Genomic DNA, 13742 nt, shown 5'->3' on the forward strand with positions numbered 1-13742 from the left:
AGACTGATTGGAAAAGAGGCACGCATCAGCGGCGTTATGGGGACTGGGGCAATGGTTATGAAGGAATATTATGGTGAATGACAAAATGCCATCATTCGTACTGTCAGGCATACAGCAGGACGGGCTTGTGTTACCTAAAAAAACGCGTTTTGAAAAAGAACGTATTATCGATTGTAAATTAAAAGATGCGAAGCTCTCCGATCCGATTTTCGATCAATGTATATTGGAGAGCTGCAGCTTTGAGAAAAGTGATTTTTCCGGTTCAAGATTTTTCAATAAGACCTTATTAGCCCATTGTCACTTCAAGACGGTTGACTTTCAGGCTTCAGGCTTCAGCAACAGCAAATTCGAGAACTGTACTTTCATAAGGTGCAACTTTCGAGAAGCGTCTTTGAAAGATTGCGAATTCAGCAACTGCATATTTACCCAGTGCAAGATCATTGACAACTCGTTCAATGCCAGCAAAATAAACAACCTCAAGTTTTCGGGAAAACTACAAGAAGTAAGTTTTATATCCGAACCACCCAACACCCCCCTTCTTATTGACTTTGAACTGTGCAAACTGGATTGGGTAACGTTTATAGACTGTGATCTTGAGCAGATCATTCCCCCCGCAGATCCCCAGCACATTTTTTTCAAAGACGTGTCTGTTCGCGCCCGCAAAGCGCTCGCATTGATTATCTCTGAGCCAGAAAACCCGATCAATAAGTTATTGAAACGCCGCCTGCAAAAATTCACAACGCAACGAGGCGCGCTCTTCAATATCAAGAATCTTGAAGAGTACGAAGGGCCGGAATTCACCAAACAATTTATTGCGCTTCTTCAGAATACTTAAGGCAGCCCTGTATCAAAAAATCGTGATGACCGCCGCTGAGCAAATTAGTTACAGGGTGCAAGAAGAGGACAGATTATTTAAATCAAAGACGATCAAATGAATTGAATAAATCTGTCCCCTGCCCCCCTTACCTTTAAAAACCTAGTCAGCGTCTACTTCAATCTGTTTAGCCGCAACCAGTTTTTTGATCATCTTGTTCATATACGCATAGCGCTTTTCTATATTTTCCATACGCGATGTGTCAGTCGGTGCCTCCGATGACTCAGGCGCCACATACGGTGTGTAGACAAGCCCGTAGCGCTTAGCAATATCTGGCATGTGCCCTTCTATCGCACCCATTCTCTTCTCAAGGTTAGTCAGGCGCCCTTGCGTATCCGTTGGCGCGTTGGGGCTAACTCCTACAGCGGCCGCGTCTGGGCCTTCGTTGATCAAAATGATGGTGTTGGTCAATGTCTCGGTATTTAATTCAGCGCCCGTGAGGCGCGCCTGCATTTTTTGCTCTGGCGACGCAGCAGGGTCTACGGTGCCCTTAGTGCCGTCTGGCTTATTTACTTCTGCGCCAGGCATTTTAGAATGAGTGTCGATTCTCTCTTGGAGGACGCTCGACGCCATTTGCTGCCCCACAGTGAAGGGGCTATTGACCAAGTTGTTAGTGCCCGCAGTTAAAAAAGCATTACGCACAGTCGTGGCCGCTGAAGGAGAAACCGGCGGAAAGGCATTACTTTGCTGCAAGCTGGCAATGTTATTTCCAATATTAAGTGCCCCCCCTGGGCCGTTCGATCCGCCCGCTGGCTTTGGAGTAGGTCCCTTCGGCTTGGCAGGTTTTGGCTTGCTGGGCGCGGGAGTCTTAGGTTTTGGAGGCTTGAGTTTGACGCCGACTTTTGGCGGATTAAATCTTACCGCAGCACGCTTATTTCGATTCACGAGCTCTTCAGGGCTTGCTTGCGGGTATTGAGCGCGCATACTCCCTTGGCTGTCATACAGTTTATCGTTTGAACTACCTGCTGCTGTGTGCGCATTACTCGAAGCCGAGGGAGCATTCGCCTCCACTTTTTTCTCTTGGGTTAATAGGGTCGATGGAACAAAAGGCTGATCAATTTTCATATATACACCTCTAAAATTAGTTAGAGCCGCTCCCTGCTGTCTCGCGTTATATGTGTCTTCTCGTACAGATGGAGTTCCACAGTGAAGTAAAAAACACAAACCATAAAACAGTGATTCAAATAGTCGCTACTGTATTGATTAATACCTAAGCAAGGGGCAACTACTGTTATTCCACCGGAAACGCTTCTAACGCCCAACAAAAATGGGCACCCGACCCCGTCGGCGTGCCCATCTTCTTTACCGCCCCGCCTCCCTTCGAGACGGTACCGCTTAACTTACGGGTTAACGCTGTCTTTGAGCGACTTGCCCGGCTTGAACGCTACGGTGTTGCTCGCCTTGATTTTCACTGGCTCACCGGTTTGCGGGTTTTTGCCGGTGCGGGCGCCGCGGTGGCGTTGCAGGAAGGTGCCGAAGCCGACCAGGGTGACGCTGTCCTTGCGGTGCAGGGCGCCGGTGATTTCTTCAAGGACGGCGTTGAGGACGCGGTTGGCCTGTTCTTTGGTGAGATCGGCTTTTTCAGCGATGGCGGCTGCGAGATCTGGTTTACGCATATGTGAAGCCTCTTTGACGGTTTTTTGTTGTTATGTCCGTGCTGCTCTCTGGTGGAGCAGCGCCAAGGCGCCGCAGGCTCTACTCTGCGGCAGACGGGAGTGAGGATGGCATGCCCTCGGGCGCCGCGCCAGTCTCGCGGCGGCCTTTCTCGGGGTATGAACGTGATGTTTGCGACAGAACGGGTGGTATTTACGCCAGTAACGGCGGAAGTTCTTTGTTCAGCGCCAGTTTTTCCATGACAGCGCTGCCGGTCAGTGCATAACCCAGCAGGTGGCCGCTGGCATCGCGGCACAGGGCCTTGATGTCGGCACCCTGCCCTTCGACGCTCCACACACCTTCGGTGCCTCGCGGCGCAGGTGATACCACCAGCGGGCAGACCGGGGTTTTCACCGTGATCGGCATAGGCCCATAGCTCACCGCCGTGGCATTGCCGGCCAAGGTTTGCGCCAGGGCACGGGCGCAGCTCATCAATGGCATCACGTACAACAGGTTCAGGCCATCGACCTCGGCGCAGTCGCCCAAGGCGTAGATGTTGGCGTGGGAGGTCTTGAGATGGCGGTCCACCATGATCCCGCGGTTGATTTGCAGGCCGGCCGCTGCGGCCAGGTCTACACGCGGGCGCAGGCCAATGGCGGACACCACCAGGTCACAGTGGATCACCTCACCGTCCGACAGGTGCGCTTCAAGGCCATCAGCCGTGCGTTGCAGGCGATTGAGCACCGGGCCCAGGTGGAAACGCGCGCCGATGCCTTCCAGCCCGGCTTGCACCGCTGCGGCTGCCGCCGGGTGCAGCAGGGTCGGCATGACTTGCTCACAAGGTGCGACCAGATCGATTTCATAGCCGCCCAGGATCAGATCATTGGCAAACTCACAGCCGATCAGGCCAGCGCCAAGCAGCAGCACCCGCCGTTTGCCGGCAGCGGCAGCGCGAAAGCGCGCATAGTCTTCCAGGTCGTTGATCGGGAAAATCAGCTCAGCCGCATCGCCTTCGACCGGTACACGCACGGTTTCTGCGCCCCAGGCCAGGACCAGGTCGCGATAGGTCACCGCTTCCTCGCCGATCCACAGGCGCTTGTGGCCTGGGTCGATGCCGCTGATACGGGTATGGGTGCGCACCTGGGCCTTGAGTTGCTCGGCCATGGCGCCGGGTTCGGCCATGCTCAGGCCATCGGCTTCCTTGTTCTTGCCAAAGCCGGTGGAGAGCATGGGCTTGGAGTAGGAGCGTCCGTCATCGGCAGTGATCAGCAGCAACGGGGTCTCGCTGTCGAGCTTGCGAAACTCCCGGGCGACGTTGTAACCGGCCAATCCTGTGCCGATGATCACGACAGGTGCGTTCATTCCTTTCTCCTTGTAGTACGTTTCTTAAATTCGGGATTACGCGATTTCGATCATTTCGAAGTCCGACTTACCCACGCCGCAATCCGGGCACAGCCAGTCTTCCGGGACGTCTTGCCACAGAGTGCCTGGTGCAATGCCGTCATCCGGCCAACCGTCCGCTTCGTTGTAAATAAGGCCACAGACGATACATTGCCACTTCTTCATTACGTGCTTCCTCAGGTTCAGGCGTGTTGGCCGGCGGTCGGTGGATCCAGCGTTGCCGCGCGGCTCAGGGCGTTTTGTACTGATCGGGGCCGGCAGATGCAAGCATGTTCGACGCAAACGGCCTGTTTGGCACGGTAAAATATCAGGACGTCATGGTAAGCTCGCCGCCTCTTTTGCTGCCAATACTGACTCACCGTGCCGCACTCAATCGCCCTCCCCGATGCTTGCCAATGGCTGACCCAGAGCCTTCTGAGCCCCTTGCCCAAGCCCTTGACCCTTAACTGGCTGTTTGACGAAGGCTCGCTGACGCGACGCCTGACGTGGCTGTCCAACGAGGGTTTCAGCGTGACGCCGCTGTTCGAAGGCTGGCAACCGTTGCGCGACGATGAATGCGCCGCCCTGGACCTGCCGCCGGCTAGTATCGGTTGGGTACGCGAGGTGTATTTGCGCGGGCACGGCCAGCCTTGGGTGTTCGCCCGCAGCGTGGCGGCCCGCAGTGCCTTGCAGGGCGATGGGCTGCACATGGACGAGCTGGGCAGCCGTTCGCTGGGCGAGTTGCTGTTCTGCGACCGCGCCTTTACCCGTCAGGCCATTGAAGTGTGTCACTACCCTCGTGCCTGGCTGCCGACAGCGGACCAGGCCGATAATCTGTGGGCGCGCCGCTCGCGCTTCGACCGCGGGGCGCTGAGCGTGCTGGTGGCGGAAGTCTTCCTGCCGAGTTTCTGGCACGCGCTGCATGATCATCCGGAGAACTGCTGATGTACCAACGTCTGCTCAAGTCCTTGAACCGCCTGAACCCCAGGGCCTGGGATTTCATTCAGTTGACGCGCATGGACAAGCCCATCGGCATCTACCTGCTGCTGTGGCCGACACTGTGGGCGCTGTGGATCGCCGGCAAGGGTTCGCCGTCGCTGACCAATATCGTGATTTTCGTGCTGGGCGTGGTGCTCACCCGGGCCGGCGGCTGCGTGATCAATGACTGGGCCGACCGCAAGGTCGATGGCCATGTGAAACGCACCGAGCAACGCCCGCTGGTGAGCGGCAAGATCAGTTCGAAAGAAGCGCTGGTTTTTTTTGCTGTGCTGATGGGCATCAGTTTCCTGCTGGTGCTGCTGACCAACGCCAGCACCATCCTGCTCTCCCTGGGCGGCCTGGCGCTGGCGGCAAGTTACCCATTCATGAAGCGCTACACCTATTACCCCCAAGTGGTGCTGGGCGCGGCGTTTTCCTGGGGCATGCCGATGGCGTTTACCGCCGAGACCGGCCATTTGCCTGCCACGGCGTGGCTGCTGTACATCGCCAACCTGTTGTGGACGGTGGGCTACGACACCTATTACGCCATGACCGACCGCGATGACGACTTGAAGATCGGGGTGAAATCCACCGCCATTCTATTTGGCGATGCCGACCGCGTGATCATCCTCACGTTGCAAGGCCTGGCGCTGGCGTGTCTGTTGCTGGCCGGCGCGCGGTTCGAGCTGGGCGGGTGGTTCCACCTGGGGCTGCTGGCGGCAGCGGGCTGTTTTGCCTGGGAGTTCTGGTACACACGGGACAGGGACCGCATGAAGTGCTTCAAGGCGTTCTTGCACAACCACTGGGCAGGGTTGGCGATTTTTGTCGGGATTGTGGTGGATTACGCGGTTCGCTGAAGATTTTGTGGTGACTGTTGGGACGCCATCGCGGGCAAGCCCGCTCCCACATTTGACTGTATTCGCACATCAGAATGTGGGAGCGGGCTTGCTCGCGAAAGTCTCACAGCCTCCGCGTTGTCAGGGTTTGATGATGTGCCAGACGCTACCCTTGCCATCACCCGTCTTGTCACCGGCTTTCTTGTCGTCCTTGTAGGTGTAGACAGGCTTGCCTTTGTAGGCCCACTGGCTGGTCTGGTCGTCGCGGGTGATCACCGTCCAATCGCCGGTCTTGGTGTCGGTGGATTCTGCTTTCAGCGGTGGCCAGTTGGTCGCGCACTGGTCCTTGCACGCTGATTTGCCATCAGCGTCCTTGTCGAAGGTGTAGAGCGTCATGCCCTTGTGATCCACCAATATCCCGTCTTGGGTCATCGCCGGCTCTGCCGCAAACGCCAGGCCTGGCAGCGTCAACACCGCAGATACCAGCAGGGCTTTCCAGGAAACAGTGCTGTAAGTCATCGGAACCTTCCTTTTGTGGTTGTCAGGATTCGGACCCAAAGGGTAGTCCAGAGTGCCGTTAATTGCCCAAGCGACTAAATTACTGTCACACGACTGCAATAATTCCGTTATCTAATGCGGCGCAAGACAGTTAAATGACAAGAGGATTGAGCATGGTTGGCAGGAGCATTCTGATCGTTGACGACGAAGCGCCCATTCGCGAAATGATCGCCGTCGCGTTGGAAATGGCCGGCTATGACTGCCTGGAGGCGGAGAACTCCCAGCAGGCCCACGCCATTATCGTCGACCGCAAGCCGGACCTGATCCTGCTCGACTGGATGCTGCCCGGCACCTCGGGCATCGAGTTGGCCCGCCGTCTCAAGCGTGACGAGTTGACCGGGGATATCCCGATCATCATGCTCACCGCCAAGGGCGAAGAGGACAACAAGATCCAGGGCCTGGAAGTCGGCGCCGATGACTACATCACCAAGCCGTTTTCCCCACGGGAACTGGTGGCGCGCCTCAAAGCCGTGCTGCGCCGCGCCGGCCCGACCGATGGCGAAGCGCCTATCGAAGTCGACGGCTTGATCCTGGACCCGATCAGCCACCGCGTGACCATCGACGGCAAGCCTGCCGAGATGGGACCGACCGAATACCGCCTGCTGCAGTTCTTCATGACCCACCAGGAGCGTGCCTACACCCGTGGCCAACTGCTCGACCAGGTGTGGGGCGGCAACGTCTATGTGGAAGAGCGCACGGTGGATGTGCATATCCGCCGCCTGCGCAAAGCCTTGGGCGATGCGTACGAGAATCTGGTACAAACCGTGCGCGGTACCGGCTATCGGTTTTCTACCAAAGGCTGAGCCAGCCGTTTCGTGACTTAATCGCCTGACTTAAACAGCTGACAAGGACGCATGTTCAAGTGAACCAAAACTGGCATGGCACCCTGATCCGCCACATGCTCTTGCTGGTCACCGGCTGCCTGTTGGTGGGGCTGGTCAGCGGCTACTACGGCTGGAGCCTGGCCGTGGGCATTGCCTTGTACCTGGGCTGGACCCTCAAGCAGTTGCTGCGCCTGCATGAATGGCTGCGCCAGCACAAACCCGATGAAGCACCCCCCGATGGCTACGGCCTGTGGGGCGAGGTGTTCGACAGCATCTACCACCTGCAACGCCGCGACCAACGGGTACGCGGGCGCCTGCAAGCGGTGATCGACCGGGTGCAGGAGTCCACCGCCGCGCTCAAGGACGCGGTGATCATGCTAGACAGCGACGGCAACCTGGAGTGGTGGAACCGTGCCGCCGAGACCCTGCTGGGCCTCAAGACGCCCCAGGACAGCGGCCAGCCGGTGACCAACCTGGTGCGTCACCCGCGCTTCAAGGAGTACTTCGAGCAGGACAACTACGAAGAAGCCCTGGAAATCCCCTCGCCCACCAACGACCGCGTGCGCATCCAGCTGTACCTGACCCGCTACGGCAACAACGAGCACTTGATGCTGGTGCGCGATGTGACACGCATCCATCAGCTGGAACAGATGCGCAAAGACTTCGTCGCCAACGTCTCCCACGAGCTGCGCACGCCGTTGACGGTGATCTGCGGCTACCTGGAGACGTTGCTGGACAATGTCGACGAGATCAACCCGCGCTGGAGCCGCGCCCTGCAGCAGATGCAGCAGCAAGGCTCACGCATGCAAACCCTGCTTAACGACCTGCTGTTGCTGGCCAAGCTTGAAGCCACGGACTACCCCTCGGACAACCACCCCGTGGCGGTGCAGAGCCTGTTGCAGACGATCAAGAACGATGCCCAGGCGCTCTCGGGCGAACGCGGGCAGCAGATCACGCTGGAGGCCGACCCAACCGTATTGCTCAAGGGCAGCGAAGGCGAATTGCGCAGCGCCTTCTCCAACCTGGTGTTCAACGCGGTGAAGTACACCCAGGACAAGGGCAATATCCGCATTCGCTGGTGGGCCGACGAGCACGGCGCGCACCTGAGTGTGCAGGATTCGGGTATCGGTATCGACGCCAAGCACCTGCCGCGCCTGACCGAGCGCTTCTACCGTGTCGACTCCAGCCGCAACTCCAACACCGGCGGCACCGGGCTGGGCCTGGCCATCGTCAAGCATGTGCTGCTGCGCCATCGGGCCCGTTTGGAAATCAGCAGCGTGCTGGGACATGGCAGTACCTTTACCTGCCATTTTCCGCCGGCGCAGGTGACCCGTGAGCGAGCGGTCGAGGCCGATAATTAAGTTGAAGTGAGCACGGCCTAATGTGGGAGCTGGCTTGCCTGCGATGGCGGCGGGTCAGCCAAATCATCGGTAGCAGGCAGGCCGCCATCGCAGGCAAGCCAGCTCCCACACGGGCTCTGCGACACGACTTTGCAGCCCCGCCCGGCAGCGGGCACTAGGCAAGCGCCCCGTCAGCCGCTACATTGGCCGACTTGTGCCTGCCTTTCAGGCCCACCTGTCACCCCTTATTGAACACACGGAACCTGCAAAACCCCATCATGGACCCTTCCCCTGGCATCACCCTCGCGACACTCTTCGCCGATTTCGGCATGATTCTTTTTGCACTGATCCTGGTACTGCTCAACGGTTTCTTCGTTGCGGCGGAATTTGCCATGGTCAAATTGCGCGCCACCCGCGTCGAGGCCATCGCCCATAAGAACGGCTGGCGCGGGCAGATCCTGCGTACCGTGCACAGCCAGCTCGACGCCTACCTGTCGGCTTGCCAGCTGGGTATCACCCTGGCGTCCCTGGGCCTGGGCTGGGTCGGTGAACCGGCCTTTGCGCATATTCTCGAGCCGATGCTGGGCGCGGTCGGCGTGCAGTCGCCGGAAGTGATCAAGGGCGTGTCGTTCTTTGCCGCCTTCTTCGTGATTTCCTACCTGCACATCGTGGTCGGTGAACTGGCCCCCAAATCCTGGGCGATTCGCAAACCCGAGCTGCTGTCGCTGTGGACGGCCGTGCCGCTGTACCTGTTCTACTGGGCGATGTACCCGGCCATCTACCTGCTCAACGCCAGTGCGAACGCCATTCTGCGCATCGCTGGCCAAGGCGAGCCTGGCCCCCACCATGAGCACCATTACAGCCGCGAAGAACTCAAGCTGATCCTGCACTCCAGCCGAGGCCAGGACCCCAGCGACCAAGGCATGCGCGTACTGGCCTCCGCCGTGGAAATGGGCGAGCTGGAAGTAGTGGACTGGGCCAACTCCCGGGAAGACCTGGTGACCCTGGACTTCAACGCCCCGCTCAAGGAAATACTCGCGCTGTTCCGCCGCCACAAATTCAGCCGGTACCCAGTGTATGACGCGGTGCGCAACGAGTTTGTCGGCTTGCTGCACATCAAGGATTTGCTGCTGGAACTGGCGGCCCTGGACCATATCCCCGAATCGTTCAACCTGGCCGAATTGACCCGCCCGCTGGAACGCGTATCGCGGCATATGCCGCTGTCGCAACTGCTGGAGCAGTTCCGCAAAGGCGGCGCGCACTTCGCCCTGGTGGAAGAGGCCGACGGCAAGATCATCGGCTACCTGACCATGGAAGACGTGCTGGAAGTATTGGTAGGCGATATCCAGGACGAACACCGCAAGGCCGAGCGCGGCATCCTCGCCTACCAGCCCGGCAAACTGTTGGTGCGTGGCGACACGCCGTTGTTCAAGGTGGAACGCCTGTTGGGCGTCGACCTGGACCACATCGAAGCCGAAACCCTGGCCGGCCTGATCTACGACACGCTCAAGCGCGTGCCGGAAGAAGAGGAAGTGCTGGAAGTGGAAGGCTTGCGGATCATCATCAAGAAGATGAAAGGGCCGAAGATAGTACTGGCCAAGGTCTTGCTGCTGGACTGACTTTCGATTGCCCAATGCAAAATAGGGCAATATCCCGAGCGTCGTGACGACCTAAACGATCGTCACGCAGGCAGCGCGTTGAAACAGATATCCACATTCATCCGCGCCGCGGCCGACAGATTGACTAGCGCATCAAGAGAACACTTGTCGATCTTGCCGTTGAGTACGTCGTTCAAGCGAGGCTGGCTGATACCCAGCCTTAGTGCCGCATCCTTCTGGGACAGCTCCCAGCTACGAATGGTGTTGCACAACTCCAACAGCAGCTTTGAGCGTAGGCGCATATTGGCGGCTTGCGCTGGCGTGTCCTCCAGAGCATCCCACACAGAGTTGAAACGTTCGGTATGCAACTTTTGATTTGTCATGGGCTTAACCTAACTCCTGCAATCTGGCACGCGCCAATTCGATATCCCGCCCTTCGGTTTTCCGTGTGGTCTTGCGCAACGCGTGCAGCACATAGACAGCTTCCGGCCGATTGACCACGTAGAACACTCGAAACGCTCCCGACTCTTCAGTGATCCGAATCTCATTGACGACCCTTCCGATCGTTTTCATCGGCTTGCAATCGAAGGGCTGCTCACCCTGTTGCAACAGATCCAACTGAAAACCGGCTGCCCTTCGGGCGTCGAGAGGAAAATCCTTGAGATCCTTGAGCGAGCTTCCTAGAAACACCACATCCTTGTGCCTTGGCATTGATTTCTCCTTTCCTGGAAAGAAAAAGCGTAATCGACGACTCAACCAAAGGCGGTGCAGCTTTGTTTCAAGGCATAGCAAAGGCTCGACAACACTGAAGCGTTATCGAGAGCCTATATCGGAACAGATATAAATCAAGCCATCCAGCAGGAATCAGACAACCGGTCGGTTGCTTGATTCAGGCCATCAGGCACCCGGCACAAAATGCTTCTGCGCCGTGCCACGGGCGATCAGGCGGGAAATGTAGTCCAGCTTCTGCGCATCCTGGTCGATAAAGCGGAAGGTCAGCTGCAACCAGTCGCTGTCGGGCTTGGGCTCGTAGGCGACGATGGCGTGCAGGTAGCCGTTGAGCCGTGCGACTTCGGCGTTGTCGCCCTGTTCAAGGTCGAGCACGGCGCTTTCCAGCACCTGAGGCAGGACCTCGCCACGCTTTACCACCAGCAACGCTTCCTTGATGCTCAGGGCCTTGATCACGCATTGCTGGGTGCCGCTTGCGAGGCGCAACTGGCCCTGACCGCGACTGCCAGCCGGCGCCGCTGCTGCGGGGGCCTTGACTGGCGGGGTGTTGAGCAGGCCTTTGCTGGGCGCCGCCACCGACGCTGGCTTGACCGCTTCGGGTTTGCCGCCGGTCAGGGCGCTCAAGGAGTCGTTGCCAAAGGCTGAGTTCATCTTGGTCGGCGCGCTGGCAATCAGCGCATCGAGGCGACCGATCTTGTGCAGGGCCTGCTTGACCTTGTTCAGCAACTGCTCGTTGGTGAATGGCTTGCTGACGTAGCCGGAAACGCCCGCCTGGATCGCCTGCACAACGTTTTCCTTGTCGCCACGGCTGGTCACCATGACGAACGGCATGGCCTTCAGGTGCGCTTGCTCGCGGCACCAGGTCAACAGCTCAATGCCGGACATTTCCGGCATTTCCCAGTCACACAGCACCAAGTCGAAGGTTTCGCGCATGAGGATGGATTGCGCCTTTTTGCCGTTCACCGCGTCTTCGATCTTGATTCCGGGGAAGTAATTGCGCAGGCACTTCTTCACCAGGTCGCGAATAAACGAGGCGTCATCCACCACCAACACACTGACTTTACTCATCGACCCTTCATCCTATAAAAACGTCGGCATGCAAAACGCCTGACTGATGGCATTTTGCCAAAACTCGCGGGTCACAGAAGGACTTTATGGCGCCTGCTGTGCAAAAAATTCAGATGCCACAAACGAAAACGCCCGGCCAGAGGCCGGGCGTGAATTTCTCGGGCAACCTTACTTATCGTCAGATTCGCCCGAAACATTAGGGATTAGATCAGCAGTGCCTTCAACTTCGGCCTTCATGCGCTTGAGGCCCATGTGCCGCACGTCGGTGCCGCGCACCAGATAAATCACCAACTCCGAGATATTGCGCGCATGGTCGCCGATACGCTCCAGGGAACGCAGCACCCAGATAATGTTCAAGACCCGCGAGATCGAGCGCGGGTCTTCCATCATGTAGGTGGCCAACTCGCGTAGCGCAGTCTTGTATTCGCGGTCGATGATCTTGTCGTACTGCGCCACCGATAACGCCAGTTCGGCGTCAAAGCGGGCGAAGGCGTCGAGGGCATCGCGCACCATGTTGCGTACCTGATCGCCGATATGACGCACTTCCACGTAGCCACGCGGGGCTTCACCCTCTTCGCACAGCTGGATGGCGCGGCGGGCAATCTTGGTGGCTTCGTCACCGATGCGCTCCAGGTCGATCACCGACTTGGAAATGCTGATGATCAAACGCAGGTCCGAGGCCGCCGGCTGGCGACGGGCAAGAATACGCAGGCACTCTTCGTCGATATTGCGTTCCATCTGATTGATCTGCTCATCAATCTCGCGCACCTGCTGGGCCAGGCCCGAGTCGGCCTCGATCAGCGCGGTGACCGCATCGTTGACTTGCTTCTCCACCAGCCCGCCCATCGCCAGGAGGTGGCTGCGCACTTCCTCAAGCTCGGCATTGAACTGCGCGGAGATGTGGTGGGTAAGGCCTTCTTTGCTAATCATGTTGGCGTCCTTGGAGCGTCCGGTAAGGTGCGGAGAACCGCAGCGTCAGTGCAATCAGAACCACAGCTTCCTAGCCGTAGCGACCGGTGATGTAGTCTTCGGTCTGCTTCTTCGCCGGATTGGTGAACAGGGTGTCGGTATCGCCAAACTCCACCAGCTTGCCCATGTACATGAACGCGGTGTAGTCGGAAACCCGTGCCGCCTGTTGCATGTTGTGGGTCACGATGACGATGGTGAACTTGGACTTGAGCTCGTAGATCAGCTCTTCGACTTTCAAGGTGGAGATCGGGTCGAGGGCCGAGCACGGTTCGTCGAGCAGCAACACTTCCGGCTCTACGGCGATGGTACGGGCGATCACCAGGCGCTGCTGCTGGCCGCCGGACAAGCCGAGTGCCGATTCGTGCAGGCGGTCCTTGACCTCGTCCCACAATGCCGCGCCCTTGAGCGCCCACTCAACCGCTTCGTCGAGGATGCGTTTCTTGTTAATGCCCTGGATACGCAGGCCGTAGACCACGTTTTCGTAGATGGTCTTGGGGAACGGGTTGGGCTTCTGGAACACCATGCCCACGCGGCGACGCAACTCGGCAACGTCTTCGCCCTTGCGGTAGATATTGGTGCCGTAGAGGTTGATCGCGCCTTCCACACGGCAACCGTCCACCAGGTCATTCATGCGGTTGAAGGTACGCAGCAACGTGGACTTGCCGCAGCCCGACGGGCCGATGAAGGCGGTCACGCGTTGCTTGGGGATGTTCATGCTGACATCGAACAGCGCCTGCTTGTCGCCGTAGTACAGGCTCAGGCCAGGGACTTCGATGGCCACGGTTTCCTGGGCCAGGCTCAGGCTCTGCTTGTCGCGACCCAGGGCAGACATGTTGATGCCGTGGGATTGGGTTTCGTGTTGCATGGGATGCTCCCTGTGCTACCAATTTGTGTGGGAGCGGGCTTGCTCGCGAAGGCGTCGTATCAGTCGCCAGGTGTGTTGAATGACACACCGCTTTCGCGAGCAAGCCCGCTCCCACATTTAATTCGCGTTC

At 58.2% G+C, this 13742-nt stretch carries 16 protein-coding genes; 6 read left to right on the top strand and 10 right to left on the bottom strand.

Features of this window, described 5'->3' with window-relative positions; genetic code table 11:
• Nucleotides 1-73 precede the first annotated feature (73 nt).
• Nucleotides 74-835 (top strand): pentapeptide repeat-containing protein, encoded by a 762-nt coding sequence (locus tag ODQ19_RS03560; RefSeq protein WP_330209349.1) that lies wholly within the window; start codon nucleotides 74-76, stop codon nucleotides 833-835.
• Between the two features lie 141 nt (nucleotides 836-976).
• On the opposite strand, the gene ODQ19_RS03565 is transcribed toward ODQ19_RS03560, so the two are convergent.
• The 4 genes from ODQ19_RS03565 to ODQ19_RS03580 form a co-directional block, all read right to left on the bottom strand.
• Complete coding sequence (locus tag ODQ19_RS03565) at nucleotides 977-1939, bottom strand: type III secretion effector protein (RefSeq protein WP_330209350.1); 963 nt, start codon at nucleotides 1937-1939, stop codon at nucleotides 977-979.
• Between the two features lie 275 nt (nucleotides 1940-2214).
• Nucleotides 2215-2490 carry an HU family DNA-binding protein gene (locus ODQ19_RS03570; protein ID WP_003195589.1) on the bottom strand — a complete coding sequence of 92 codons (276 nt, stop codon included), beginning with the start codon at nucleotides 2488-2490 and terminating at the stop codon, nucleotides 2215-2217.
• Between the two features lie 190 nt (nucleotides 2491-2680).
• Nucleotides 2681-3829, bottom strand: coding sequence for an NAD(P)/FAD-dependent oxidoreductase (locus ODQ19_RS03575; protein ID WP_116668515.1), 1149 nt, complete (start codon nucleotides 3827-3829; stop codon nucleotides 2681-2683).
• A 36-nt stretch (nucleotides 3830-3865) separates the two neighbouring features.
• Nucleotides 3866-4033, bottom strand: a complete 168-nt coding sequence (locus ODQ19_RS03580) for a rubredoxin (RefSeq protein ID WP_014720509.1) — start codon at nucleotides 4031-4033, stop codon at nucleotides 3866-3868.
• A 195-nt stretch (nucleotides 4034-4228) separates the two neighbouring features.
• Between ODQ19_RS03580 and ODQ19_RS03585 the strand changes: the two genes are divergently transcribed.
• Both ODQ19_RS03585 and ubiA read left to right on the top strand, forming a co-directional pair.
• Complete coding sequence (locus ODQ19_RS03585; RefSeq protein ID WP_330209351.1) at nucleotides 4229-4792, top strand: chorismate--pyruvate lyase family protein; 564 nt, start codon at nucleotides 4229-4231, stop codon at nucleotides 4790-4792.
• Complete coding sequence (gene ubiA / locus ODQ19_RS03590) at nucleotides 4792-5682, top strand: 4-hydroxybenzoate octaprenyltransferase (RefSeq protein ID WP_169912812.1); 891 nt, start codon at nucleotides 4792-4794, stop codon at nucleotides 5680-5682. Before ODQ19_RS03585 ends, ubiA begins: the two co-directional genes overlap by 1 nt.
• A gap of 120 nt (nucleotides 5683-5802) precedes the next feature.
• On the opposite strand, the gene ODQ19_RS03595 is transcribed toward ubiA, so the two are convergent.
• Entirely contained in the window at nucleotides 5803-6180 is a 378-nt protein-coding gene (locus ODQ19_RS03595) for a COG4315 family predicted lipoprotein (protein WP_330209352.1), read from the bottom strand.
• Between the two features lie 152 nt (nucleotides 6181-6332).
• Between ODQ19_RS03595 and phoB the strand changes: the two genes are divergently transcribed.
• The 3 genes from phoB (at nucleotide 6333) to ODQ19_RS03610 (ending at nucleotide 10002) form a co-directional block, all read left to right on the top strand.
• Nucleotides 6333-7022, top strand: coding sequence for a phosphate regulon transcriptional regulator PhoB (gene phoB / locus ODQ19_RS03600; protein WP_003195617.1), 690 nt, complete (start codon nucleotides 6333-6335; stop codon nucleotides 7020-7022).
• A 95-nt stretch (nucleotides 7023-7117) separates the two neighbouring features.
• Nucleotides 7118-8404: a phosphate regulon sensor histidine kinase PhoR gene (gene phoR / locus ODQ19_RS03605; protein WP_330209435.1), complete on the top strand. Its 1287-nt coding sequence runs from the start codon at nucleotides 7118-7120 to the stop codon at nucleotides 8402-8404.
• 257 nt (nucleotides 8405-8661) lie between these two features.
• Nucleotides 8662-10002: a hemolysin family protein gene (locus tag ODQ19_RS03610; RefSeq protein WP_003195620.1), complete on the top strand. Its 1341-nt coding sequence runs from the start codon at nucleotides 8662-8664 to the stop codon at nucleotides 10000-10002.
• Nucleotides 10003-10064: 62 nt separating this feature from the next.
• Here the strand turns inward: ODQ19_RS03610 and ODQ19_RS03615 are convergent, their stop codons facing one another.
• The 5 genes from ODQ19_RS03615 to pstB all read right to left on the bottom strand — a co-directional run bounded on the left by ODQ19_RS03615 (nucleotide 10065) and on the right by pstB (nucleotide 13612).
• Nucleotides 10065-10364, bottom strand: a complete 300-nt coding sequence (locus tag ODQ19_RS03615; protein WP_116668510.1) for a helix-turn-helix domain-containing protein — start codon at nucleotides 10362-10364, stop codon at nucleotides 10065-10067.
• A gap of 4 nt (nucleotides 10365-10368) precedes the next feature.
• Nucleotides 10369-10692, bottom strand: coding sequence for a type II toxin-antitoxin system RelE/ParE family toxin (locus ODQ19_RS03620; protein ID WP_330209353.1), 324 nt, complete (start codon nucleotides 10690-10692; stop codon nucleotides 10369-10371).
• A gap of 186 nt (nucleotides 10693-10878) precedes the next feature.
• Nucleotides 10879-11778, bottom strand: a complete 900-nt coding sequence (locus ODQ19_RS03625; RefSeq protein WP_116668509.1) for a response regulator — start codon at nucleotides 11776-11778, stop codon at nucleotides 10879-10881.
• A 168-nt stretch (nucleotides 11779-11946) separates the two neighbouring features.
• On the bottom strand, nucleotides 11947-12708 hold the full coding sequence (gene phoU / locus ODQ19_RS03630; protein WP_003195624.1) for a phosphate signaling complex protein PhoU: 762 nt from the start codon (nucleotides 12706-12708) through the stop codon (nucleotides 11947-11949).
• A 70-nt stretch (nucleotides 12709-12778) separates the two neighbouring features.
• Entirely contained in the window at nucleotides 12779-13612 is an 834-nt protein-coding gene (gene pstB / locus ODQ19_RS03635) for a phosphate ABC transporter ATP-binding protein PstB (RefSeq protein WP_003195626.1), read from the bottom strand.
• Nucleotides 13613-13742: the final 130 nt, after the last annotated feature.

Origin of the sequence: Pseudomonas sp. AM4(2022) (assembly GCF_036346515.1) — a bacterium.
Lineage (GTDB): Bacteria > Pseudomonadota > Gammaproteobacteria > Pseudomonadales > Pseudomonadaceae > Aquipseudomonas > Aquipseudomonas paracarnis.

Bases quoted from the DNA above. Each gene is read 5' to 3' on its own strand.
- ODQ19_RS03565 (WP_330209350.1), bottom strand. From the start codon at position 1,939: ATGAAAATTGATCAGCCTTTTGTTCCATCGACCCTATTAACCCAAGAG.
- ODQ19_RS03570 (WP_003195589.1), bottom strand. From the start codon at position 2,490: ATGCGTAAACCAGATCTCGCAGCCGCCATCGCTGAAAAAGCCGATCTC.
- ODQ19_RS03575 (WP_116668515.1), bottom strand. From the start codon at position 3,829: ATGAACGCACCTGTCGTGATCATCGGCACAGGATTGGCCGGTTACAAC.
- ODQ19_RS03580 (WP_014720509.1), bottom strand. From the start codon at position 4,033: ATGAAGAAGTGGCAATGTATCGTCTGTGGCCTTATTTACAACGAAGCG.
- ubiA (WP_169912812.1), top strand. From the start codon at position 4,792: ATGTACCAACGTCTGCTCAAGTCCTTGAACCGCCTGAACCCCAGGGCC.
- ODQ19_RS03595 (WP_330209352.1), bottom strand. From the start codon at position 6,180: ATGACTTACAGCACTGTTTCCTGGAAAGCCCTGCTGGTATCTGCGGTG.
- phoB (WP_003195617.1), top strand. From the start codon at position 6,333: ATGGTTGGCAGGAGCATTCTGATCGTTGACGACGAAGCGCCCATTCGC.
- phoR (WP_330209435.1), top strand. From the start codon at position 7,118: ATGCTCTTGCTGGTCACCGGCTGCCTGTTGGTGGGGCTGGTCAGCGGC.
- ODQ19_RS03610 (WP_003195620.1), top strand. From the start codon at position 8,662: ATGGACCCTTCCCCTGGCATCACCCTCGCGACACTCTTCGCCGATTTC.
- ODQ19_RS03615 (WP_116668510.1), bottom strand. From the start codon at position 10,364: ATGACAAATCAAAAGTTGCATACCGAACGTTTCAACTCTGTGTGGGAT.
- ODQ19_RS03620 (WP_330209353.1), bottom strand. From the start codon at position 10,692: ATGCCAAGGCACAAGGATGTGGTGTTTCTAGGAAGCTCGCTCAAGGAT.
- ODQ19_RS03625 (WP_116668509.1), bottom strand. From the start codon at position 11,778: ATGAGTAAAGTCAGTGTGTTGGTGGTGGATGACGCCTCGTTTATTCGC.
- phoU (WP_003195624.1), bottom strand. From the start codon at position 12,708: ATGATTAGCAAAGAAGGCCTTACCCACCACATCTCCGCGCAGTTCAAT.
- pstB (WP_003195626.1), bottom strand. From the start codon at position 13,612: ATGCAACACGAAACCCAATCCCACGGCATCAACATGTCTGCCCTGGGT.